The sequence below is a fragment of the Aliiroseovarius marinus genome (assembly GCF_050881025.1).
Lineage (GTDB): Bacteria > Pseudomonadota > Alphaproteobacteria > Rhodobacterales > Rhodobacteraceae > Aliiroseovarius > Aliiroseovarius marinus_A.
In genome coordinates this window covers 180,882-202,745 of sequence record NZ_JBNNXQ010000002.1, presented here as the reverse complement: position 1 = coordinate 202,745, position 21,864 = coordinate 180,882, and the positions used below count along the sequence as shown (strand labels likewise).

Here is a 21,864-nt window from a genome sequence, read left to right as displayed (position 1 = left end):
GCGCTGCAGGGTCAGGTTCGCCTCCATTGACGAAAGCCTTGGCGCCCCCCACGTTAGGGGGGCGGTGCTTGTGCGCCAAACGCTGCACGCGGTTTCTCATTTTGTTGAAACATGACGACATATGAAAACGCCGACGACATTAAAACGCTGCACGCGTTTTCAGCTTGAGCTGGAAGCGCTTTAAGGAAAACTGACGATGACCCGACTGTTCTTTTCCGTAAAAACACCCGTGCTTGCGCTTGCGGCGGGGATTTGCATGACCTTCGGAGCAGTTGCGCCAGCCGCAGCTCAGGAGCTGATCGGGGCTTATGTGGCCTATATCGGCAAGGCGGATCTGGTGAATTCCAAAGGTGCACGTCTGAGCGCGCCTTGGCAGGTGCTGCGTCAGGACCGCGCCAATTACCATCGCTTTGGCATCAGTCAGCCCGGTGATGAATGGGACCCGTTCTTTGGGGCGATCAACAACCGCAAAGTCATGGAACGCATGGTCAAAAACGGGTCGATCGCGCCGAATGCCGCAAAACGCATCATGAAAGGTGGGGCCACCGTTTTTGTGCGTATTTATGGATCAGGTGCCACTGGCAACGCCGTGCAGGTTACCGTCGCGAAGTGATCCGGCGTATCAGGTAAAGCGCAAGTGCTGCCCCTTCGCGCAGATATCCCCTGACAAGATAGCGCGCTGACGCCGGGCGCCCTTTGGGGGATGCGGACTGCGCCTCAATGCCCAGATGGCGGGCCATGAGCCGCGCACGTGGCGCATGATAGCGGTCTGTCACCAAGGTCACCTTGCAGGGTTTGGGCAAAAGCGGCTGTGCGTTCTTCAGGTTCTCAAGCGTGTTGGACGATGCATGCTCGCAGATGATCGCGTCGTCGTGCACCCCGTTCGATTGGCAGATGTCGCGGATCAGTGCGGCTTCGGTTACGCCGGAAACGGGCACGCCGCCGGATGCGATGATCTTGTCGATCTGGCCGGAATGGTACAGTTCTGCAGCGGTTTCGGCCCGTCGCGACAGGGCTGCCGAGGGTGTGCCGTCGGGGCGCACCGCAGCGCCCAGAACAATGGCAATCCGGGTCATTCGCGATGGGCGTGACGGCACGCGGCAATGGCAGCTTCGGCACGTGGGGACAGTTTCGCGCGTTTGGATTTCAATGCTTTCAACTGTTTGCGCTGTGCGCTGATATCCACCGTGACCGGGGTTTCCAGCCGGTGAAACCGGGTGCGGTTGCAGGGGTAAACTGCCCCGCTGCTGGTCTTGCAGAAACGGGCTTCAGAGTAAGGGATCGTCTGGCGATGCAGCGCATAGCCCCGCGCGATGGTGGCCTCGACCTCGGCAATCTGTGCCTGAAGTGCCCGATAATCCGACGTTTCGCGCGCGATGCATTGTTGCTGCGGCGTGGCGCAGCCGGAGAGGATCATCAACAAGAAAGCGGTCGCCACTGCTGGTGATATGCGAACTGACCTGATCATACTGTTTCTCCTGCCGGGCGGCCTTTTCGTGTCAGATCAACCCTATCGGGCTTGTGGCGCCGTTGGAAGCCGTTCGGCCTGCGATGCGCGGGATTGGGCCTTCGTCAGGGCGCGACATAGGGGGTGACGGCGCGGATCAGGCGGAATTGCGGGCGCATGCGGGTTGTGTGGCGCGATGGCTCTCGTTATCTGTGCCCGAAAGGAGCGGATCACATGGCAAGACAAGCAGGCGCGTCGAGCGCCGAGATGGACGAGCGCGAAAAGTCGAAACGCATCGGGGCGCTGTCCGGGCTGTGGCCCTTCATGCGGCCGTATCGGTTGTGGATTTTTGCAGCCTTCGTGGCCCTGGTCTTTACCGCCGGTATTTCGCTGATCCTGCCCATCGCGGTGCGCCGTGTGATTGACGGGTTTGATGGTGCCACGAACCAGTTGCTCGATAAGTATTTTCTGGCCGCATTGGCCGTGGCGTCGCTTTTGGCTCTGGGCACGGGGCTGCGATACTATCTGGTCACCCGTCTTGGCGAACGGATCGTGGCGGATATTCGCAAGGCAGTCTTTGATCGCGTCGTGGGGATGAGCCCGGCTTTCTATGAGAAGATCATGACCGGCGAAGTGCTGTCGCGCATCACCACGGATACAACGCTGATCCTGTCGGTGATCGGGTCCTCTGTGTCGGTGGCCCTGCGCAATCTGTTTATCTTCCTTGGCGGGTTGATCCTGATGCTGTTCACCTCGGCCAAGCTGACGGGCTTGGTCTTGTTGATTGTGCCGGTGGTGATCGTGCCAATCATCGTACTGGGGCGCCGTTTGCGCGTTTTGGGGCGTGAAAATCAGGAATGGATTGCCAAAAGCTCGGGCAATGCCTCCGAGGCGCTTTTGTCCGTGCAGACCGTGCAAGCCTTTACCCATGAAGATCTGAGCCGTGGTGAGTTTGCCGGGCTGACCGAGCAGAGCTTTCTGTCGGCCAAGCACCGCATTCTGACCCGCGCGGTGATGACGGTGATCGTCATCTCGCTGATCTTTTCGGGCGTCGTGGGCGTTCTGTGGATCGGGATGCGCGATGTCACCGGGGGTGATGTGTCCATCGGTGCGCTTGTGCAGTTCGTAATCTATGCGGTGATGGTGGCGGGGGCCGTGGGCGCCTTGTCCGAGATCTGGAGCGAGCTTCAGCGCGCGGCAGGGGCCACGGAACGTCTGGTAGAGCTTTTGAACGCAGAGGATCAGGTCAAGGACCCCACGCAACCGGTTGCCATCGAGAAACGTCCCTCGGGCGCGATCCGGTTTGACAATGTGACGTTCCACTATCCCGCCCGCCCCAATCAGGCGGCCTTGGAAGAGATCACGCTGAACGTGGCGGCCGGTGAAACCGTGGCGCTGGTCGGCCCGTCAGGGGCCGGGAAATCCACCATCATTCAACTGATCCAGCGCTTTTATGACCCTGAAGACGGGGCGGTAATGCTGGACGGGGTGGACCTGCGCCAAATGCGCCGTGACGATTTCCGTCAGCATATCGCGCTTGTGCCGCAGGATGCTGTGATCTTCGCGGATTCGGCCCGTGAAAACATCCGGTTTGGTCGACCCGACGCTACAGATGCAGAAGTTGAAGCCGCCGCGCGCGCCGCGGCCGCGCATGATTTCCTGTCACGTTTGCCCGAAGGCTATGACACCTATGTCGGCGAACGTGGGGTGATGCTGTCGGGCGGGCAGAAACAGCGCATTGCGATTGCCCGTGCGATCCTGCGCGATGCGCCTGTGTTGCTGTTGGACGAGGCGACCTCGGCACTTGATGCGGAAAGCGAACGTCTGGTTCAGGGCGCTGTGGACGAGCTGGCGCAGGGGCGTACCACCTTGATCGTGGCGCACCGGCTTGCGACGGTGAAAAAGGCGGACCGGATCGTGGTGTTTGACGAGGGGCGCATCGTGGCGCAGGGCACCCATGATGAGCTTGTGGCCGAGGACGGGCTTTATGCGCGTCTCGCGCGTTTGCAGTTCACCGAAGGTCAGGCCTAGGGGCTTCTGCCGCGCGCGTCAGCGCGCGGCCACCCCCAAGCAGCAAGACCCATCCTAGATGGGGCAGATGCGCGGGAGCCTTTATTTTCTGGCTCAAAGCTTCCCTTTCGTCACCTTGGCTTCCACGTCACGTCACACTTGCGGGTTTTGCCGTTTGGGATCATGCTCGTGCCCCAAATGAAGCCCGGAAAACGGGCATAGGGAGGATCGTAAATGTATGACTTTGGCTCGATGACGGATCGCAACGCGGTCGAGGCCGAAATGAGCTGGGAGGCGCGCGACAAGCCTGCGACGCTTTACCAGATGCTGGAACGCACCGCGAAAAAGTTCCCGGACCGTCCGGCGGCGTCATTCCAGATCACCTCGGGCCCCAGTGACCCCAAGGAAACCGTGACATGGCGCCAGATGCTGGAACGCTCGTGTCAGGCGGCCAACCTGTTTCGCTCGCTTGGGGTCGGTGAAAATGATGTGGTGGCCTATCTGCTGCCCAATTCGAACGAGACGATCTATGCGCTGATGGGCGCGGGCATTGCCGGCATCGCCAACCCGATCAACCCGCTTTTGGATGCCGAGCAGGTCGCGGGCATCCTGAAAGAAACCGGCGCGACGGTTCTGGTCACCTTGAAAGCCTTCCCGAAATCCGAAGTGGCGCAGCTGGCCAACGAGGCCGTGTCGATGGCGCCCAACGTGAAAACGGTGCTGGAAATTGACCTGAACAAATACCTCAAGCCGCCCAAAAGCTGGCTGGTGCCGCTTCTGCGTCCCAAGAACCCGGTGAAGCATACTGCCAAGGTTCTGGATTTTGTGGCTGAAATGAAGCGCCAGAACACCACGCTCGATTTTGAAGACAAACCCGAGGATCGTGTGGCGGCCTATTTCCATACGGGTGGCACAACCGGCACGCCCAAAGTGGCGCAGCACAAGTATTCCGGCATGGTCTACAACGGCTGGCTGGGGTCGTCGCTTTTGTTTGACGAAAATGACGTGATCATCTGCCCCTTGCCGCTGTTCCATGTGTTTGCGGTCGATGTGATCTGGATGTCGGTCCTGATGGCGGGCAGCCATTTCGTGCATCCCACGCCTGCGGGTTATCGCGGCGATGGCGTTTTTGACAATTTCTGGAAGCTCATCGAACGCTACAAGGTCAGCTTCATGATCACCGTGCCCACGGCCATCTCGGCGCTGATGCAGCGCCCGGTGGATGCGGATGTCTCGACGCTCAAAACCGCGTTTTCCGGCTCGGCCCCTTTACCGATCGAGCTTTACAACCGTTTCGTGGAAGCGACGGGTGTGAATATCGTCGAAGGCTACGGGTTGACCGAGGCCACCTGCCTTGTGTCCTGCAACCCGCCAACGGGCGCCAAGAAAGTTGGCTCGGTCGGCGTGCCCTTCCCCTATACGGATGTGAAAATCCTGACCTGCGACGAGGCGGGCACGGTGGTGACCGAACACGGCGTGGACGAAGTGGGCGAGATTTGCCTGTCCAACCCCGGCGTTTTCGCGGGCAACACCTATACCGAAGCGGCAAAGAATGTCGGCCTGTTCGCGCAGGAAAAATATCTGCGTACGGGGGATCTGGGGCGGCTGGACGAAGATGGCTATCTGTGGATCACGGGACGTGCCAAGGACCTGATCATTCGCGGTGGTCACAATATCGACCCGGCTGAGATCGAAGAGGTTCTGGCCGGGCACGAGGCCGTTGCCATGGTGGGGGCCATTGGCCAGCCTGACAGCTATTCAGGCGAGCTGCCCTGTGCCTATGTCGAACTTGTTGGCGGGGCCAGCACCACCCCGGAAGAGCTTCTGGCCTATGCCAAAAAGCACATCCATGAAAAAGCCGCGCTGCCCAAGCATGTGGAAATTCTGGATGAATTGCCCAAGACCGCCGTGGGTAAAGTGTTCAAGCCTGACCTACGCAAATCTGCCATCACGCGCATTTACAACAAGGCGCTGGCCGATGCGGGTCATGCCGCTCAGGTGGTCGAGGTGATCGACGACAAGAAACGCGGCCTGGTTGCGCGCCTGCGTGCGACGGGGGATGTGGATTATGACGCGATCAACCATTGCCTGGGCGAGTTTACCCGGCCATTTGAATGGATGGACTGACCTGTCCCTGATGGGTGCGACAAAGGCGCGACGGGTACCCCGCCGCGCCTTTTTCTTTTTCCTGCGGATCAGTGCAGCTTGGCGGACAGGTCGATGGACACGACTTGGTTGTTGATCCCGTCAATCTCCATCACGCGGCCCGCTGCTGACGCGTCCAGCCCACAGCGTCTGGCCCAACGGGGCCAGCTGGCCGGGATCAGCCCAAGTACGCGGGTTGCCCCCAATTCGCGGGCGGATTTGGTCATCTCGCTGATCAGAAAGGCATGCACGCGACGGCGGATGCGCTGGGGCGTGTCATGGGCCACGAAAACGCGGCTGCTTTCCCAGACATTTTCAGCGACAGGGGCGTCATCATACAAAAGGTCCGATGGGATCGAATCCAGCAGGCCCAATTGCGCATCGCGGATCATATAGGTGTAAATCCCGCAACGCGCCGTGGTGGGGGTCAGGCGGATGCCCGCCAGCACCCGGCCAAATTCGTGCACCGCGACCCAGCGGCTGGCAGGCGTGTCGTACTGGTCGTATTCCATGCCCATCGCCTCGGGCAGATCCCAGCGGTTTTGAACGATAAAGCTTTGACGTCTAGCGCGAAGCAGATTGGCAAAAAGCTCGCCATGGTTGTGTATATTTGCGAACGAAAGTGTGGTGGTCTGCATGACATCCTCCAGGTGTTAAGGTGGGAATGCACGCGTCCCGGCAGGGCAGTCTTTAAATAAGCCGGTAATCCTTGGCGCGTTGAATGGCTTCGGCAGAAGTGCGTGCAAACAGCTTGTTACGAGCGGAGGAAAGCCGGGCTTTCAGGGCACTTTCCGAAATACCAAGGAGCGCAGCTCCATTGGCATATCGTTCCCCCGACGCAAGGACACGCAGCGCTTCTATTTCGGCTTTGGTCAGATTGTCAGGGGGTTGGGCCAGATGATGAAGGCGCAACACGATGCCTGTCACATCTGCGATTTCTTCATCGGTGAATTCCCGGTCGGATCTGGCAAGCCCCGCAATTGTGCGCGAGGTGACTTCACCGCAAGAAATACAGACCCCGTAACGCAATCCAAACGACGCCGCCTGCTCGAAAATCCCGAACGGGTCGGGCAGGTCGATGGCGCTCCACCGGGTGGCCCCGGTGGAGGAAATACCCCAGGCAATCATCGGATCACGCAGCGCGTAAGCGTTTTGGCTGTAGTGATCTGTCCAAGCTTGGGGATAGGTCTGGAATGTCATCAAGGGCGCTGCAAAACGAATATGAAGCGCAACGTAATGCCCGGAAGGGGCCGCTGCGTCCAATGCGCTTACCAGCGAGTCGATCTCTTGATTCCGGCTCATACTAGAAGTGTGTCTTTTGCCTCGGGAAACTCAACCTAAAAAAGAACTTACCGCGCCAATGCAATTAGATGGAGATCATCTTTGCCTGTGGCGTATAAGGAATCTTTCACCTAACTGACGTTGCGGCAAGGCATTTTGGAGGTTCCGTCACGGAAGGTAAACTTATGCGGGAAGGCGTGCGTTATTGGGACGCCCCTGCGCCACTTCGAACGGCATACAGATCGCCTGCACGTAAGGCTAAAGGGCTGTCATCTTTGGAAGGGGGGTGGTGCTGCAGGGGAGGATTGAACTCCCGACCTCGTCATTACCAATGACGCGCTCTACCACTGAGCTACTGCAGCGTTCGTCGTGGGCGGCTGATTAGCCCTATTCGTGCGAGGACGCAAGCGCATTCTGGACCCTTTTTTGAAACCGGGTTACAGAAGGCGGTATGGAGCGTAAAAACACACCCTCGAAAGCCCAGAAAAATGGGGCCGATCGCGAGACCCGGCTGAAAGCAGCGTTGAAGGCCAATATGGCCCGGCGCAAGGCACAGGCGAAGGCGCGCGCGGGTGGGACACAGGCGCAAGACAGTCAGAACAAAGAGTAAAGGCGGGCAGATGGATTCGATTGTGGTAACGGGCGGCGGAGAGCTGCGTGGTGAAATTCCGATTGCAGGGGCCAAGAACGCCTGTCTGACCTTGATGCCGGCAACGATTCTGTCTGAAGAGCCGTTGACCCTGACAAATGCACCGCGCCTGTCGGACATCAAGACGATGACACAGCTGTTGGAAAGCCTTGGTGCCGAAGCCGCATCCATGCAAGAGGGTCAGGTTCTGACCCTGTCCAGCCACAATCTGGACAACCACGTTGCCGAATATGACATCGTGCGCAAGATGCGTGCCTCGAACCTCGTGCTGGGTCCGATGCTGGCCCGTCTGGGCCATGCGGTTGTGTCGCTGCCGGGCGGCTGTGCCATTGGTGCGCGCCCGATGGATTTGCACATCTTCGGGCTGGAAAAGCTGGGCGCCGAGATTGAACTGAAAGACGGCTATCTGCACGCCAAAGCGCCGCGGGGCCTGAAAGGTGCCGAAATCGAGCTGGCCTTTGCCTCGGTCGGTGCGACCGAGAATATTCTGATGGCGTCGACCCTTGCCAAAGGCACCACGGTTCTGCGCAACGCGGCCCGTGAACCGGAGATCGTCGATCTGGCGGATTGCCTGCGCAAGATGGGCGCACAGATTGAAGGCGACGGCACATCTGAGATTGTCATTCAGGGCGTGGACCGCCTGCATGGCGCCACACACCCTGTTGTCACCGACCGGATCGAGTTGGGCACCTATATGCTGGCCCCGGCGATTGCGGGTGGCGAGGTGGAATGCATCGGTGGCCGCATTTCGCTGGTCGAAAGCTTCTGCGAGAAACTGGACGCTGCCGGCATTCAGGTGGAAGAAACCGAAAAGGGACTGAAGGTGGCGCGCAAAAACGGCCGCGTCTCTGCCGTGGATGTGACCACGGAACCCTTCCCCGGTTTCCCGACTGACCTGCAGGCACAGATGATGGCGATGCTGTGTACCGCTGAGGGCACCTCGACCCTGCACGAAACGATTTTCGAAAACCGCTTCATGCACGCCCCGGAACTCATTCGCATGGGCGCGAATATCGAGGTACATGGCGGCACCGCCACCGTGCATGGTGTGGAAAAGCTGAAAGGCGCGCCTGTGATGGCGACCGACCTGCGCGCTTCTGTCTCCTTGATCCTTGCGGCGATGGCCGCAGAAGGCGAAACCGTGGTCAGCCGCGTCTATCACCTTGATCGCGGCTATGAAAAAGTGGTGCGCAAACTGTCTTCGATCGGGGCCAAGATCGAACGCGTGAAGGAGTGATCGACATGCAGGACGCCCGGTTCGAAGATGGTGGTGAACGTGCGCTGAAACTGGTGGCGCTGGATGGTGAAGATCTGGCCGTCGTGTCGGCACTTGTTCAGGACGCGGTCTTTCCGGCGTCGGAAATGTCGTGGGATGCGGGACGGCGTCGCTTTGCGCTTTTGCTCAACCGCTTCCGCTGGGAAGACAGGTCTGCCGCTCAGGCGCGCGGGCGTGATGTGGAACGGGTGCAATCGGTGCTGTCCGTCTCGGATGTGCTGAAAGTGCAAAGTCAGGGGATCGAAAAGGGCGATGCGGACATGATCTTGTCGGTTTTGTCCTTGTCCTTTGTGCCAGGCGACGATGGCATGGGCCGGTTGGAGCTGGTGCTCGCAGGCGATGGGGCCATCGCGCTGGAGGTCGAGGCGCTGGACGTGACCCTGCAAGATGTGACCCGCCCCTATGTCGCGCCATCAAAACATACCCCGGAACATGACATGTCGGCGTGATCCCCACCCAAGCCAGCTTGAAGCCGTGCCGCGCCGCAGCTAAAACGGCGCAAAGGAGAGCGCCATGCCCCAGTTTCTGAACAGCACAGACGCCGATTTCGACGCCCGGTTCACCGCGCTTTTGTCGATGAAACGCGAAGACAGCCCCGATGTGGACACCGCCGTGGCTGGGATCATCGCGGATGTGCGTGCGCAGGGCGATCAGGCGGTGATTGACCTGACCTCTAAATTTGATCGGCTGGAGCTGACCCCAGAGACACTGCGCTTCTCGGACGCGGAGATTGACGCGGAATGCGCGAAGGTCTCGGGTGAAGACCGCGCCGCGCTTGAGCTCGCCGCCGAGCGCATCCGCGCCTATCACGCGCGCCAGATGCCGGCTGATCAGCGTTGGACGGATGAGACGGGCGCCGATCTTGGATGGCGCTGGACGCCAGTAACCGCAGCCGGGCTTTACGTGCCGGGCGGGCTTGCCAGCTATCCCTCATCGGTTCTGATGAACGCCATCCCCGCCAAGGTTGCAGGGGTTGAACGGCTTGCCATCACCGTGCCGACGCCCGATGGGGTCACGAACCCGCTGGTGCTTCTGGCGGCCCGCATTGCAGGCGTGGACGAGGTCTATCGCATCGGCGGCGCGCAGGCCATCGCGGCCCTTGCCTATGGCACGGATTCCATCGCGCCCGTGGACAAGATCACCGGGCCGGGCAACGCTTTTGTCGCCGCCGCCAAGCGCCGCGTCTTTGGCAAAGTGGGCATCGACATGATCGCAGGCCCGTCTGAAATTCTGGTCATCGCGGATGCGGATAACGATCCCGATTGGCTGGCCCTGGATCTGATGAGCCAGGCCGAGCACGATGAAAGCGCCCAGTCGATCCTGATCACCACCGACGAAGCCTTCGGCCGCAAAGTGGCACAAGCGGTTGAGGCACGGCTGGAAACGTTGGAACGTCGCCAGATTGCCGGAGCCAGCTGGCGTGACTTTGGCGCGGTGATCACCGTTGCCGATCTGGACGAGGCCGCAAGCCTGTCCAACCGCATCGCGCCTGAGCATCTGGAACTCTGTGTGGCCGACCCCGAAGCCTTGTCTGAAAAATGCGTGCATGCGGGCGCAATTTTCCTGGGTCAGTTCACGCCCGAAGCCATCGGCGACTATGTTGGCGGCCCCAACCACGTGCTGCCCACCGCCCGTTCGGCGCGCTTCAGCTCGGGCCTGTCGGTGATGGATTTCCTCAAACGCACCACCTTGGCACGCATGACGCCCGGCGCCTTGGCCGCCATCGGCCCGGCGGCTGAAACCCTTGCCATTTCCGAAAGTCTTGAAGCCCACGGGTTGTCCGTGCGCGCAAGACTTGACGCCCTTAACGATTGACCTTCAGATAGTGCCAATGACCACACAACGTATCACCCATATCGAAATAGACGACACCGGCCTTGCCGCGCCAACGCCCGAGATCGAGCAAGAACGCAAGGTCGCGATATTCGACCTGCTGGAAGATAATAGCTTCACGCTGGCCCCCCGTGGTGATCAGCCGGTGCCCGATGGACCTTATCATCTGGGCCTGGCCATTCGCGAAAAACGCCTTGTGGTGGATGCAAAAACCGAAACGGGGGAGGCCGCGGGCGAATTTCACCTGTCGCTTGGTCCGTTTCGCCAGGTGGTGAAGGACTATTTCGCCATCTGCGAAAGCTATTTCGATGCGGTGAAAAAACTGCCCCCCAGCCAGATCGAAGCGATCGACATGGCGCGGCGCGGCATTCACAACGAAGGCGCGCGGGTGTTGCAGGAACGTCTGGACGGCAAGGCCGATATCGACATCGACACCGCGCGTCGCCTTTTCACCCTTATCTGCGTGCTGCACTGGGGGTGAACTTGAGCGCTGAACGTCCCCAATCCGTGCTGTTTTGCTGTGACCACAATTCTGTGCGTTCACCAATGGCAGAAGGGATGATGAAGGCGTTTTACGGCCATGACATTTATGTGCAATCGGCGGGCGTCCACAGCGAGCTGGATATCGACGGGTTTTCTGTCGCTGTTTGTGACGAGCTGGGGATCGAGCTTTCGGGCCACCGGGTGCGTAGTTTTGACCAGATGGAAGAATGGGGCGATGACCTGTCCAGCTTTGATCTGGTGATCGCACTTTCCCCCGCCAGCCAACGGCGCGCGCTGGAGCTGACGCGCGTGTTTCATCTGGATGTGGAATACTGGCCCATTCTTGACCCCACCGGGCTGGGTACGCGGCGCGAGGAAAAGCTGGTCAATTACCGGCAGGCGCGCGACCAGATCAGGGACCGGATTATGGCGCGTTTCGGCCCGCCAACACGCGAACAGGCAGCTGTTTAAGACCAAGCATCGCCTCTTGTTGCCGCAATTGCACGCTTGATGCGGAATTCCCTTGAAAACCGGGACGTTTCCCCCCATCTATAGCGCGCCCGCAAACGGGCGGGTAAAACACAGGAGTGAACATGGCCAAGGAAGAACTGCTCGAATTTCCCGGTGTCGTTAAGGAACTCCTGCCGAATGCGACATTCCTGGTCGAGCTGGAAAACGGCCATACGATTATCGCTCATACGGCAGGTAAGATGCGCAAAAACCGCATCCGCGTTCTGGCTGGCGACAAGGTGCAGGTCGAGATGACCCCCTATGATCTGACCAAGGGTCGGATCAACTACCGCTTCAAGTAAGCGGTCGCGCAGGATGCGCCCCAAACTGATTCTGGGCTCTGGCAGCCCAAGACGGGCCGAGTTGCTGGGGCAGCTCGGCCTTGTTGCTGATGACGTGCGGCCACCGGATGTGGACGAGACCCCGTTGAAGGGGGAATTGCCACTAAACTACTGCCGGCGGATTGCCGCGTCGAAAGCGGCGGCGATGACGGTTGGTGTGGATGAGGTCGTGCTCTGTGCCGATACCACCGTGGCGCTGGGCCGCCGCATCATGGGCAAGCCCGAAGATGCGGGGCAGGCGGCTGAGTTCCTCATGTCGCTGTCGGGCCGCCGCCACCGGGTGATCACATCCGTGGTGGTGCGCAACGCCACCGGCACGTGGGCGCGTGATGTGGTCACACAGGTAAAAATGAAACGCCTGTCGAACGAAGAGCTGAACGGTTATCTCGCCACCGGCGACTGGCAGGGCAAGGCGGGTGGCTATGCCATTCAAGGACCGGCAGGCGCGTTCATCCCATGGTTACAGGGCAGCTATACCGGCGTGGTCGGTCTGCCCGTGGCAGAGACCGCCGGGCTGCTCTTGGCTGCGGGCTTCCCCCTTTACGGAGATCAGACATGAAGGGCAGCGTGATTGCGCTTGATACCTACAAGGGCCGCATGGCCGCGGCGCAGATTGTCGACGGGAAGCTAACCGATCTTCTGGTCGAACCGCCCGAGGGCGTGGTGCTGCCCGGCGCCATTTTCCGCGCCATCTGCGATCGTCCGCTGAAAGGGCAGGGGGGCATGATGCTGCGCCTGCCGGGCGGCCGCTCGGCGTTTCTGCGCCAAGGCAAGGGCCTGAAACCCGGAGAGCGTGTGCTGGTGCAGGTCACGGGCTTTGGCGACGACGGCAAAGCCGTTCCCGTCACGCAAAAAGTTCTGTTCAAAAGCCGTTATGCCATCGTCACCCCCGGCGCACCGGGCATCAATGTCAGTCGCTCGATTCGTGACGAAGAGGCTCGTGTGCGTCTTCTGGAGGTCGCGCATGAGGTGATGCAGGGGGGCGAAGAAGGTCTGATTATTCGCTCGGTCGCGGCGAATGCGGACCTTGATGAGGTGGCAGAAGATATTGCTGCGATGCTTGACCTCAGCCGTGCGGTGCTGGCCGATGCTGATGGCGACGCCGAGCTCCTGGTCGAAGGCCCGGACCCGCATGAGCTGGCCTGGCGTGAATGGCCCGAGGCCGATCAACTGGATGCTGACACGGGGGCTTTTGAGCGTCACAACGTGCACGAGATGGTCGCCAGCACCCGCGGCGCCCTTGTGCGCCTGACCGGAGGAGCGACGATGTTTGTGGAACCCACCCGCGCGCTTGTGGCCGTGGACGTCAACACGGGCGCAGACACCAGCGCAGCGGCGGGTCTGAAGGCCAATATCGCCGCAGCCCGCGCGCTGCCCGCCGCATTGAAAACGCGCGGTCTGGGCGGACAGGTCGTGATTGATTTCGCCCCTTGCCCGAAAAAGGACCGCCGCCAGGTGGAACAGGTGCTGCGCGCAGCCCTGAAGGCGGATGGGATCGAGACCGCCATGGTCGGCTGGACCCAGTTGGGCCTTTTTGAACTGCAGCGCAAACGCGAGCGTCTGCCATTGTCACGTTGTTTGGAGGGCCAGTGATGGCGTGCCCGATTTGCGAAAAGGAAACGGACCAGAAATACCGCCCCTTCTGCTCGCGTCGCTGTGCTGATGTGGATCTGGGGCGCTGGCTGAACGGGTCTTATGCCGTTCCAGCAGACAGCCCAGAAGACCTGGACGAGGCCGCCGACGCCCTGTCACAAGAGCTTTCCAAAGAAACCCGCCGTCCACATTGAAAAACCTTCATTTTCCCTCTGGACACCGCCGCACCCCGCGTCTAAAACCCGCCCACCCGAACGATGAAACGTTCACCCGTGCCCGGGTAGCTCAGGGGTAGAGCAGTGGATTGAAAATCCTCGTGTCGGTGGTTCGATTCCGCCCCCGGGCACCACTTTTACCAAATGATAACAGTATGTTACCTTCAGCATTGTCGATTATGCTGTTGGTGTGGCGCGCCGCCAGCTTTGAGACAGATTTGCACTAGCTTTGAGACACCAATTTTGTGCTTCTACGGTGACTTGCTCTGCTGATTGCGTTTTTCTTCAATCCGTGCTGGCAGTGAGAACGTCATATTGAGGAACATCTTCAAGAACTCTACATACTCAGCAGCGGCGGCGCGGTCTCCAGTCCCATCGTGAGTTGCGTTATTCCCGTCAAGCCGAACATCATGAGCCCAGTCCTTAATCGGCGTGGTAATGCGGCCAGACGAGTGTAGCTTTTCGATCCGATTGAACAACGGCGACTTGAGATCCTGCGGATCCAGTTCTTTAAGCGCTAGTTCCAGTACCGTCCGGCAAGTCGCCAGAACAATGGAAGGTGAGCGACCTTCTGCCAAAATATCTTGAGCATCCGCAAATTGCTGACGAAGTGTTTCTGGCCAAAACGGATTTTGTTCGGCGGTTTCGGGCGTAGGATAGATTGCTTTGATGGTAATGCGGCTAGGTCCGCCGATGATAAAACCCTTGTCCTCTTCGTCGGCCATCTCACTGAGCGCTTTATGCGCAAGGCGGGTGCATTCATAGACGATCAATGTGGGGTGGTAGCATCGAGGGCATTGGCTTTGCGCAAAGCCTTGCACGATATCTTTATCTTCCAGCGTCCTGACGGAGATTCCTAGATCACGACGGGGGCGGTTGGTTTCAGATAGCTCTTTAATTTGCTCCGGGGTGCGTGGAGTAAAATCCCCTACCCGGCGAAAGTCAAAATCAACTAGATGGTTACAGTTTCCACATTTCAATGCGTGATAGTACACACCACTCTCCAAGCTTATGACCGAAATTGATCCTTCAAATAGGCAATTCTCATACAATTGATCATCGCCGCGTGAACAGCTTCCTGCCCAAAATCACTATAGAGGGCCCCAATCTGATTGGACAGAGCCAACGGGTCTTTGGAATGCGTCTTAAAGGCATCATGCACTGCATTTTCGCAGTTTCGTAGCGTGGCAAACGTATCGTGTTTCACGTGCATATTTGATCTACCTTTCTGGCTTGAGTCGCCTAAGACATCTTCTGCCCATTACGGTGAATCATGCAAAATTTGTTCGCCGTCAGCCTTGTCACACCAAATTTGAATTCTTCAATACGGGCGCGAGCTTTCCGGGTTTCTTGACTTCTGGCCGTAAGCCTCAAATATTCATCTGGCTCGTAGCTCACTCGATGTTGGGTCTGAACTCCTACGAGCCAAAAGACCGGTGGAGCATCCCAGCCGGTCTTTTCTTTTCCTTATGCACCCAACCGGCGTGCTGCTTCCGAGAAGGAGATACCTTCCTCCTGAGCCATCACCTGCGCAGCATCCGCAAGTGCTTGACGCTCAGGATCGACCACATAACCGTGAGGTAAATCGAACCGCTGATGTGGGTTAGACAGCGCGTTGGTTTCGACATCCAGTTCCCCGAATGAAACCATCGGGGGCTGCGACTTGAGATACCTAAGCAACCAATCGGCTTTGCCCTGCGTACAGCCATCAGAAAACGAAACAGATGTGCCGTCGTCAAGCGCACTCACAAAGTCCAACATCTGAATTTTGTGGGAAGGTAGCAGCTTCCCCTCTCCGACAAGCTTATCCAGTGTAATTTCATGGTGATGGCGCGCCATCATGCGCAGATGTTCGACTGGCAAATCCGCAATATCATCATCGCCAAACTCAACGGTGCCTGTTTCATCACTGTTGAACGCAGCATCTTTCAAACCCGGCACTGCCGGGGCAGCAGCCCCGAGAAACCCAACATGTTTGAGCGAATAATGACCGGGGGTGGGGTTGTTCGGTGCAGACGGGATCCAGAATGATGCAGATATCTTACGATACCTTTTTGCCTTCACCAGCTCTGAAAATTCAGGTTCAATATCCCCGAAATCTGCCACAAGTTTATCAGATTCGACCCGCAACCCGGTCACCCACCCGTAGGCGGGTGCGTCTGTCTTTGGATGGCCGATCACAATGGGCGCGGGATGCCGCTTGGCATCATAGCTGGCTGCAATTTGCTGAAGGTCGCTATCAAGGAAGTTAAGTGCCTCTCCAAACATCGGCTTGTGCCGACCGATCTTGAAAATCTCGACACCTGTAACTGCCGAATTGCGCTTCGCGATTTGCCGTTGAGCGGCGCTGTGCGCCGCATGGTATTGATCATATCTCGACATCGGACGTGTTATCCCACAACCGATTTAAACAGGAAGCCCGCATCGGTGCCCGTCATGATTGGCAGTCGGTCAAACGTCACGCCATAGACCCAAGATTTCTTGCTGTTGTCCCAATAGGGTTGCTCGACAAAGGGGTGCCCTTTCAAACGATATGTGTAGCCATAGGACGGCTCTTCAAAACCACGGCTATCGGTGGGAACGTAGGCCAACACCGCATCATTGCCCCAAACGTCGGAGAAACTCGCGTCATCGTCAGGGCTGTCGAGAACAACGGATTTTCCGACCGCCAGTTTCTCCAATTCAAAGTATGCGGCCAGCATTGCAACCGTAATGCTCTCACTGGATGTATATTTGAACTGGTCTTTGATTTTGGGATGGCCTTTCAGAGCCGTGAATACAGGCTTCGAGATCACCATACGGTTCGGTTCTACGCCGATCCGTGCACGCACAGCATCCTTCGCGGCGTCGATATCCTTGGAAGGGTCACTTGACGGATCAGACCACTTATCTGACCCTGTCATCTCCGAGCGGTGGCTGTCACGATAGCTTTCAAGTTTCGTGGCAATCTCGGCCTGCTCGCACTCAAGGCTAAGTGTCATATTGTTCATGACCGTACGCAGTGCCGCCTCACCAAGCTCAATGCCTGGAACCGCCTCCGCGTCTTGCAGATGCTCGCGCGGCACGGTCGCGTTTAGTGCGTCTTGCATAAGGCTGAACGCCTCGCCGTTGTAGCCGAGTTGAATAGTTTGGGTGTCTGCACCCGGAGCACGGCGGGCGTTGGTTTTACGGAAGCTTTCCTTGCCAAATCGCAGAACCGCACCGCCACGCTGAGAAATATCAGCAAAAGGAAATAGCGTCATACCGACACGGTCAGCATGACTGTATCCCTGTGCGGTTTGAGTTAGGACGGGATCGATAACACGAGCTTGATCTGTGTTCATGGTCATGTGGTTTTCTTTCTTTCGGGGTTACTTGAGGAGGACTGCGATACGGTCGCCGGTACCGCCACCTTGGATGGCAAAGCCGAACGGGTTTGCGTTGCCCACTGAGGTCGGATTGCCCGCCGCATCGGCGTAAACCAGATCGCCAACCGCGATGTTGCTGGCAGCTTTCATCTCCACCACACCACATGTCACGACGGCAACGGGACGGCCCGTTTCGGCGTCATATTTGGCAACGCCCAGAACCGGATCACCAACACCAGCCGGTGCGCCGTCATATCCAACAAGTTGACCGAGCTTTACTGGCTCGGAAAGCGCGGCAACGGTGATTGTGAGGATGTCAATACTTGAGGGGGGCATAGCTAATCCTTTTAGGGTTGTGGTGAGAAAATTCCGTATTTGCTCAGAATTGCCCGCTGAGGGATAAAACAGGCCTCGAATAGGGTGTTGCCCGCAAAACCGGCTGACACCCCCGTTAGACCCCCGTTAAAATCGCTCCGCGATGGTGATGGGTGGGGCTTGGGGCCGAGCTTGACGCGCGAGACGCCGCTCAGACCTAGTTTAGACGCAATCCGGCGCACGTGACGTTGACTGACACTCAAGGACGCCGCGATCTCCGGGCGGGACAATCCAGCTGCGATCAGTTTTGGGATCTGATCCCTCAGCGAAGCTTGATATCCGGGATGCCGCTTTGGCACATAGATTGTCCCACCCGCTAAGTACTCGGCCAGCTGCTTGGCGTTTTCTAATCCGATGGCTTGAGACACGAAGTGTTCAGAGTTCACCTTAAGGCCGACCTTAAGTTCCACTCCCGGCAGTCTTCGCAAGAGAAGCGCCGCGAGTTGCGGCGAAGTTGACTGCGCAAGTAGATCTATATCGCTGTCACCGCTGAACGCCTGAGCCAGCGTGTCGGCCGCTGCATGAGGTATGTTTGATGTGCTTTCCATGGGCGGACTTTGGCCGCCGTCTGACCATAAAGAAGGCGGACATATGTCCGCACGCGCGCGCGTGCGTGTCTGGCAAGATGGCAAGCATCGATTATCGTCGATTTCAGCAACCGGTCAGTTGCTAAAGAACGTGCCGGGCGGGTACCTCGGGGGTCCTCGCCCGGCATTCAACAAAAGACTTGCCCGGATTCCACCAATTGGGTAACAAGAATGTGGGCTTAGAAACCCACACTAGGCGGTCAGCGCCACCCGATCAAAGACGATCAAACGGCGCTATTTTTGTGCCCGTTCACATGCGCGATACACCGTGGCCGGGAGGTCTGTGCAGATGTCCAAGGCGATAGCCTAAAAGCACCGACGCTGTCCTAGTGCAGTTTCTAACTCCCGGCCTCTCACGTGGTGTGGGCCGCCAGAATTAGAAAGAAACTAGGAATAAATAGCATGACAAAACTAAGTGACGAAGCTGTCGTAGCGCACAAAATCGCTTTCAATGATGCACATGAAGCCCTTCTTGCATCTGTCCGAAAACTCCAATGCTTAAGCAATCTATTGCAATGCGCGCTAGACAATCCAGACGAACCAAACATCGGATCTGGGATTACCGAGCTACTAGATGACATCGCTCTAGAAATTACAGACGCTACTGACACAAACCGAGAGCTGTGGAACTTATACTCGATTGATCCTTTGGGGGTAGTAGAAAGCGAGAAGCAAAGTGCGTAACCCGCCTAGAATAACATGGCGTGGGGGCGCGCTCCCCGCCATCAAGTCTCGCGAGTTTAGACGTTACCTCCCAAAACCAAACACCATTGATCGTGTAGATATAGCGGCTGCACGCAAAGAGGTGGTAGAGTTCATCCTGATCTACAAACAACTCCGAGCTTCGTCTTTAGGGCAGGCAATCAGTGTGATTGAGGAACGCATTCGTGAGCGAAAAATCCCACCGCATCTAATAGAAGCCGTAATATCTGCCAACGGCCAACCCAATCGGTTAGGTTCCATCAATCTGTCCCGTGGAACATTGTATCGATGGGTTCGCGCTTACAGACTAGCCGACGGCAATCCATTAGGTTTAGCGCCAGTTCCAACCAAGACGCTTTATGCCAATGATAACGTCTTTGGTCGCAACGAAGTGAACTCCGAAGATAAATTTCCAACTGCTCGACCAATAGCTGAATGCGAACTTCACGAGTGTGACGGGATCAACAACCCATCCGATTAACGCGCCAAATTTGCTACATTCTGATCGCCTCACCTGCAAACGAAATTATTTCGCTTAGCTTTTCGCGCTGGATGGCAGACTGATTTCGGCGCGTCCCACCTAGTTCGAACACCAGAAACTCTTACCTTCAGTTATGCCTTTGTTTTCTTTGTTGTTTTTCTTGGTGGGACACCCGCAACGTTGGTGGGACAAGAATGTCCCACCAAACGTTCTCTAACTTTGAGACTACATGGTCCAATCGTATCCGACAGGGCGCACCGCTGGCGACTATCAGATGCACTCAAAGCCCTGTTAGGCAAGGTTATTCCTCAATTCTCCCACACCACATCGAAACATCATTTTTGGCGCGTTCGTGTGTCCCACCAGTCTCAAGCATGGTGAACATATGGTGCCTTATGCGCTAAATCGCCCACGCCGGGTTTTCGCCCACCTTTTAGGTTTGGCGTTGTTTTAAAGGCCTTTTCGGGATTTCCCTGTCTCAATCACCAGTCTCAAAGGTACTGCCCCCCCACATTAAGGACATGATTGCTAGTTTGCTAGCGATTAGGTCGCCCAACCTAGTGGACACTGTACAGCACGCACCTCATTCAACCTTGCGTTGCGGCGATGGCGTGGCCTACGCTGCAATTGTTCAGGCAATTGTATTTTGGGAATATTTTAATGACGGATGCTGCCCCCCCCGAGCAAGAAGAACCGATCAAGCCACTTGTTGTTCGACGGTTGGAAATTACCAACTTTCGCGGGGTTAAGAAGGGAACGGTCGAATTTCACGGAGATACGCTTTTAGTCGGCGGCAATAATGCGGGTAAGTCTACGATATGTGAGGCGTTAGAACTCGTCCTTGGCCCTGAGCGTGGATACCGCAGACCGATTGTAAACGAGCATGACTTTCATGCTGGGCGATATTTGGATGATGAAGGAAATCCACAACCAATCTTGATCGATGTTGTGTTGCTGAATTTGCCAGACGAAATGGAAAAGAAGCTATTTTCCAAGACACGACCTTGGAGCGACACTAAGGGTGGCTTTCTAGACGTTGACGGCGCGGTCCCAGAGGACACTGACGTTGATGATGTCTGTCGCGCACTTCCTCTAAAGTTCGTGGGTTATTACGACAGACAGGAAGATGATTTCGTTGGGGCTACCTACTTTTCTCACCCTGTCGAGGAAGTTGCTGAGGACGACGAGAATTTCGGCAAACCCCAAACTGGACTGACATTCTTCAATCGGGAGTGGAAACTGCGGTGTGGTTTCATATATCTGCGAACTCTTCGTACTGGGCGGCGTGCACTTAGCCTCCAGCGTGGCTCTCTACTGGATACAATTCTTCGCTTAGGTGACACAGGGAAAGAGTCCATGTGGGAAAGCACCTTGAAGCAATTAAGCTCGCTAGACCCAGCAATCGGTGACATCCCTCAATTGGAGAGCATTCAGGATCAGGTTCGGGATAGGATGGGTCGTTTCGTCGGGTTGTCACACGACGATGATGCCACCGGTTTCTTTGCTTCTGATCTTACACGGGATAATCTGCGCGAGGTTGTCCAACTCTTTCTGAAATCCTCCGAAAGCAATCATCCAGTTCCGTTTGACAGACTCGGAACAGGTTCAGTGAATGCGCTCGTTTTTGCGCTTCTGACTCACATTGCTGATCTACGCGGTAGCAACGCGATCATTTTTGCCATGGAAGAACCAGAGATCGCTCTTCCCCCTCACGCTCAACGCAGAATTGCCAAATACCTTCTCCGTAACATGGGACAGGCCATCATAACTTCCCACTCGCCATACGTGATTGAAGAGTTTGATTTAAAGGCAGTGACATCAATCACTCGGAAAGATGGTGAACTTTCATCCGACCGCATAGACGTCGACAAAGTGAAGGCTAGCGCGCTGAGAATGAACCGCAGGCAGCTAGCAGAAGCTGTCTTGGCGCGAGGGGTAGTGGTCGCAGAGGGGGATACCGAAGCGAAGATGTTGCTCGCGGCCAGCTACGTGTACGAGGCTGTGGATACGACGGGAAAGTACGTTCCCTTAGATTTAATAGGTGTGAGCGTTTTTGATGCTACTAGCCAATCGAGTGTCCCTAAGTGGGGTCCGTTTTTTGAGACGCTGAACAAAGTGACCTTCGCATTCCATGACAAACCGAAGAAGGCATGGACTGAAAGTCAGCAAGAGGCCTTGGGAACATATCAAATAAATTTTGAGAGCGACTATTCCGGTTCGGAAGAATTGTTGGTTGCTGAACTGCCGAACCATGTTTTGAAAAGGTTCCTTGAAGCAGCGGCTTCTCATGCTGAGTATCCAACCGACAAGGGCTACCTCAGCAATGAACCTAGTGAAGCGGAGGTCTCAGAACTAGCTAGGAAGGTTTTGTTTCACAAAAAGGGGTCTGGGTTTGCCGCGCTGGCGATTGAGCAATGCCAAGCGCTCGACGAATTGCCAGTTACGATAAAGGAGTTTTTGGATCAGGTCGGGGCAACAATGGCCCTGCCCAGTCTGGATACTGAACCAGAGAGTGACGACATAGAGGAAGGCGATGGCGAAGGAGATGACGACCCATTGGCTGACATCGACCTAGACGATATTCTATAG

24 protein-coding genes and 2 tRNA genes are annotated in these 21,864 nt (G+C 57.1%); 16 read left to right on the top strand and 10 right to left on the bottom strand.

The genetic code is table 11. The annotated features are described in order from the left end of the window. Positions 1-196 precede the first annotated feature (196 nt). Positions 197-613, top strand: coding sequence for a hypothetical protein (locus ACRY08_RS06410; RefSeq protein WP_432449056.1), 417 nt, complete (start codon positions 197-199; stop codon positions 611-613). Here ACRY08_RS06410 and ACRY08_RS06405 read toward each other — a convergent pair. Continuing rightward, on the bottom strand, positions 597-1,076 hold the full coding sequence (locus tag ACRY08_RS06405; protein ID WP_432449055.1) for a YdcF family protein: 480 nt from the start codon (positions 1,074-1,076) through the stop codon (positions 597-599). The genes ACRY08_RS06410 and ACRY08_RS06405 overlap by 17 nt on opposite strands. After that, a complete protein-coding gene (locus ACRY08_RS06400) occupies positions 1,073-1,468 on the bottom strand; it encodes a hypothetical protein (protein WP_432449054.1) in 396 nt (131 codons plus the stop codon). Before ACRY08_RS06400 ends, ACRY08_RS06405 begins: the two co-directional genes overlap by 4 nt. A 213-nt stretch (positions 1,469-1,681) precedes the next feature. Between ACRY08_RS06400 and ACRY08_RS06395 the strand changes: the two genes are divergently transcribed. Together ACRY08_RS06395 and ACRY08_RS06390 are read left to right on the top strand one after the other, a co-directional pair. Next, on the top strand, positions 1,682-3,478 hold the full coding sequence (locus ACRY08_RS06395; RefSeq protein ID WP_432449053.1) for an ABC transporter transmembrane domain-containing protein: 1,797 nt from the start codon (positions 1,682-1,684) through the stop codon (positions 3,476-3,478). A gap of 213 nt (positions 3,479-3,691) precedes the next feature. After that, positions 3,692-5,584, top strand: a complete 1,893-nt coding sequence (locus tag ACRY08_RS06390; RefSeq protein ID WP_432449052.1) for an acyl-CoA synthetase — start codon at positions 3,692-3,694, stop codon at positions 5,582-5,584. A 68-nt stretch (positions 5,585-5,652) separates the two neighbouring features. Here ACRY08_RS06390 and ACRY08_RS06385 read toward each other — a convergent pair whose 3' ends face one another. The 3 genes from ACRY08_RS06385 to ACRY08_RS06375 all read right to left on the bottom strand — a co-directional run bounded on the left by ACRY08_RS06385 (position 5,653) and on the right by ACRY08_RS06375 (position 7,245). Beyond that, positions 5,653-6,240: an acyl-homoserine-lactone synthase gene (locus ACRY08_RS06385; RefSeq protein ID WP_432449051.1), complete on the bottom strand. Its 588-nt coding sequence runs from the start codon at positions 6,238-6,240 to the stop codon at positions 5,653-5,655. Between the two features lie 52 nt (positions 6,241-6,292). Then, complete coding sequence (locus ACRY08_RS06380) at positions 6,293-6,904, bottom strand: autoinducer binding domain-containing protein (protein ID WP_432449050.1); 612 nt, start codon at positions 6,902-6,904, stop codon at positions 6,293-6,295. Between the two features lie 266 nt (positions 6,905-7,170). Beyond that, positions 7,171-7,245, bottom strand: a tRNA-Thr gene (locus ACRY08_RS06375). Positions 7,246-7,334: 89 nt separating this feature from the next. Between ACRY08_RS06375 and ACRY08_RS06370 the strand changes: the two genes are divergently transcribed. From ACRY08_RS06370 to ACRY08_RS06320, 11 genes are all read left to right on the top strand, one after another. Further along, on the top strand, positions 7,335-7,493 hold the full coding sequence (locus ACRY08_RS06370) for a hypothetical protein (protein WP_432449049.1): 159 nt from the start codon (positions 7,335-7,337) through the stop codon (positions 7,491-7,493). A gap of 10 nt (positions 7,494-7,503) precedes the next feature. After that, positions 7,504-8,769 (top strand): UDP-N-acetylglucosamine 1-carboxyvinyltransferase, encoded by a 1,266-nt coding sequence (gene murA, locus ACRY08_RS06365; RefSeq protein ID WP_432449048.1) that lies wholly within the window; start codon positions 7,504-7,506, stop codon positions 8,767-8,769. 5 nt (positions 8,770-8,774) lie between these two features. Next, positions 8,775-9,257: a DUF2948 family protein gene (locus tag ACRY08_RS06360; RefSeq protein ID WP_432449047.1), complete on the top strand. Its 483-nt coding sequence runs from the start codon at positions 8,775-8,777 to the stop codon at positions 9,255-9,257. 64 nt (positions 9,258-9,321) lie between these two features. Beyond that, entirely contained in the window at positions 9,322-10,623 is a 1,302-nt protein-coding gene (gene hisD, locus ACRY08_RS06355) for a histidinol dehydrogenase (protein WP_432449046.1), read from the top strand. 16 nt (positions 10,624-10,639) lie between these two features. Next, a complete protein-coding gene (locus ACRY08_RS06350; protein WP_432449045.1) occupies positions 10,640-11,122 on the top strand; it encodes a UPF0262 family protein in 483 nt (160 codons plus the stop codon). Between the two features lie 65 nt (positions 11,123-11,187). Continuing rightward, the gene (locus ACRY08_RS06345; RefSeq protein ID WP_432449044.1) at positions 11,188-11,595 is read left to right on the top strand and encodes a low molecular weight phosphatase family protein; all 408 of its coding nucleotides are present in this window, start codon (positions 11,188-11,190) and stop codon (positions 11,593-11,595) included. A 122-nt stretch (positions 11,596-11,717) separates the two neighbouring features. Continuing rightward, a complete protein-coding gene (infA, locus tag ACRY08_RS06340) occupies positions 11,718-11,936 on the top strand; it encodes a translation initiation factor IF-1 (protein ID WP_008186030.1) in 219 nt (72 codons plus the stop codon). Positions 11,937-11,949: 13 nt separating this feature from the next. Beyond that, positions 11,950-12,534: a Maf family protein gene (locus ACRY08_RS06335; protein ID WP_432449043.1), complete on the top strand. Its 585-nt coding sequence runs from the start codon at positions 11,950-11,952 to the stop codon at positions 12,532-12,534. Next, positions 12,531-13,568 carry a ribonuclease E/G gene (locus tag ACRY08_RS06330; RefSeq protein ID WP_432449041.1) on the top strand — a complete coding sequence of 346 codons (1,038 nt, stop codon included), beginning with the start codon at positions 12,531-12,533 and terminating at the stop codon, positions 13,566-13,568. The genes ACRY08_RS06335 and ACRY08_RS06330 overlap by 4 nt, the downstream gene beginning before the upstream one ends. Beyond that, positions 13,568-13,762: a DNA gyrase inhibitor YacG gene (locus tag ACRY08_RS06325; RefSeq protein WP_432449040.1), complete on the top strand. Its 195-nt coding sequence runs from the start codon at positions 13,568-13,570 to the stop codon at positions 13,760-13,762. Before ACRY08_RS06330 ends, ACRY08_RS06325 begins: the two co-directional genes overlap by 1 nt. 80 nt (positions 13,763-13,842) lie before the next feature. Further along, positions 13,843-13,917 (top strand) — tRNA-Phe (locus ACRY08_RS06320). A 117-nt stretch (positions 13,918-14,034) separates the two neighbouring features. Here ACRY08_RS06320 and ACRY08_RS06315 read toward each other — a convergent pair. From ACRY08_RS06315 to ACRY08_RS06295, 5 genes are all read right to left on the bottom strand, one after another. After that, entirely contained in the window at positions 14,035-14,778 is a 744-nt protein-coding gene (locus tag ACRY08_RS06315; protein WP_432449039.1) for a DUF4145 domain-containing protein, read from the bottom strand. 472 nt (positions 14,779-15,250) lie between these two features. Continuing rightward, positions 15,251-16,165 (bottom strand): hypothetical protein, encoded by a 915-nt coding sequence (locus ACRY08_RS06310; RefSeq protein ID WP_432449038.1) that lies wholly within the window; start codon positions 16,163-16,165, stop codon positions 15,251-15,253. Positions 16,166-16,173: 8 nt separating this feature from the next. Beyond that, positions 16,174-17,112 (bottom strand): major capsid protein, encoded by a 939-nt coding sequence (locus ACRY08_RS06305; protein ID WP_432449037.1) that lies wholly within the window; start codon positions 17,110-17,112, stop codon positions 16,174-16,176. A gap of 21 nt (positions 17,113-17,133) precedes the next feature. Next, positions 17,134-17,466 (bottom strand): DUF2190 family protein, encoded by a 333-nt coding sequence (locus ACRY08_RS06300; RefSeq protein WP_432449036.1) that lies wholly within the window; start codon positions 17,464-17,466, stop codon positions 17,134-17,136. Positions 17,467-17,477: 11 nt separating this feature from the next. Next, positions 17,478-18,053, bottom strand: a complete 576-nt coding sequence (locus tag ACRY08_RS06295) for a hypothetical protein (RefSeq protein WP_432449035.1) — start codon at positions 18,051-18,053, stop codon at positions 17,478-17,480. An 844-nt stretch (positions 18,054-18,897) separates the two neighbouring features. Between ACRY08_RS06295 and ACRY08_RS06290 the strand changes: the two genes are divergently transcribed. After that, the gene (locus tag ACRY08_RS06290) at positions 18,898-19,275 is read left to right on the top strand and encodes a hypothetical protein (protein ID WP_432449034.1); all 378 of its coding nucleotides are present in this window, start codon (positions 18,898-18,900) and stop codon (positions 19,273-19,275) included. 660 nt (positions 19,276-19,935) lie between these two features. After that, positions 19,936-21,864 (top strand): ATP-dependent nuclease, encoded by a 1,929-nt coding sequence (locus ACRY08_RS06285; RefSeq protein WP_432449033.1) that lies wholly within the window; start codon positions 19,936-19,938, stop codon positions 21,862-21,864.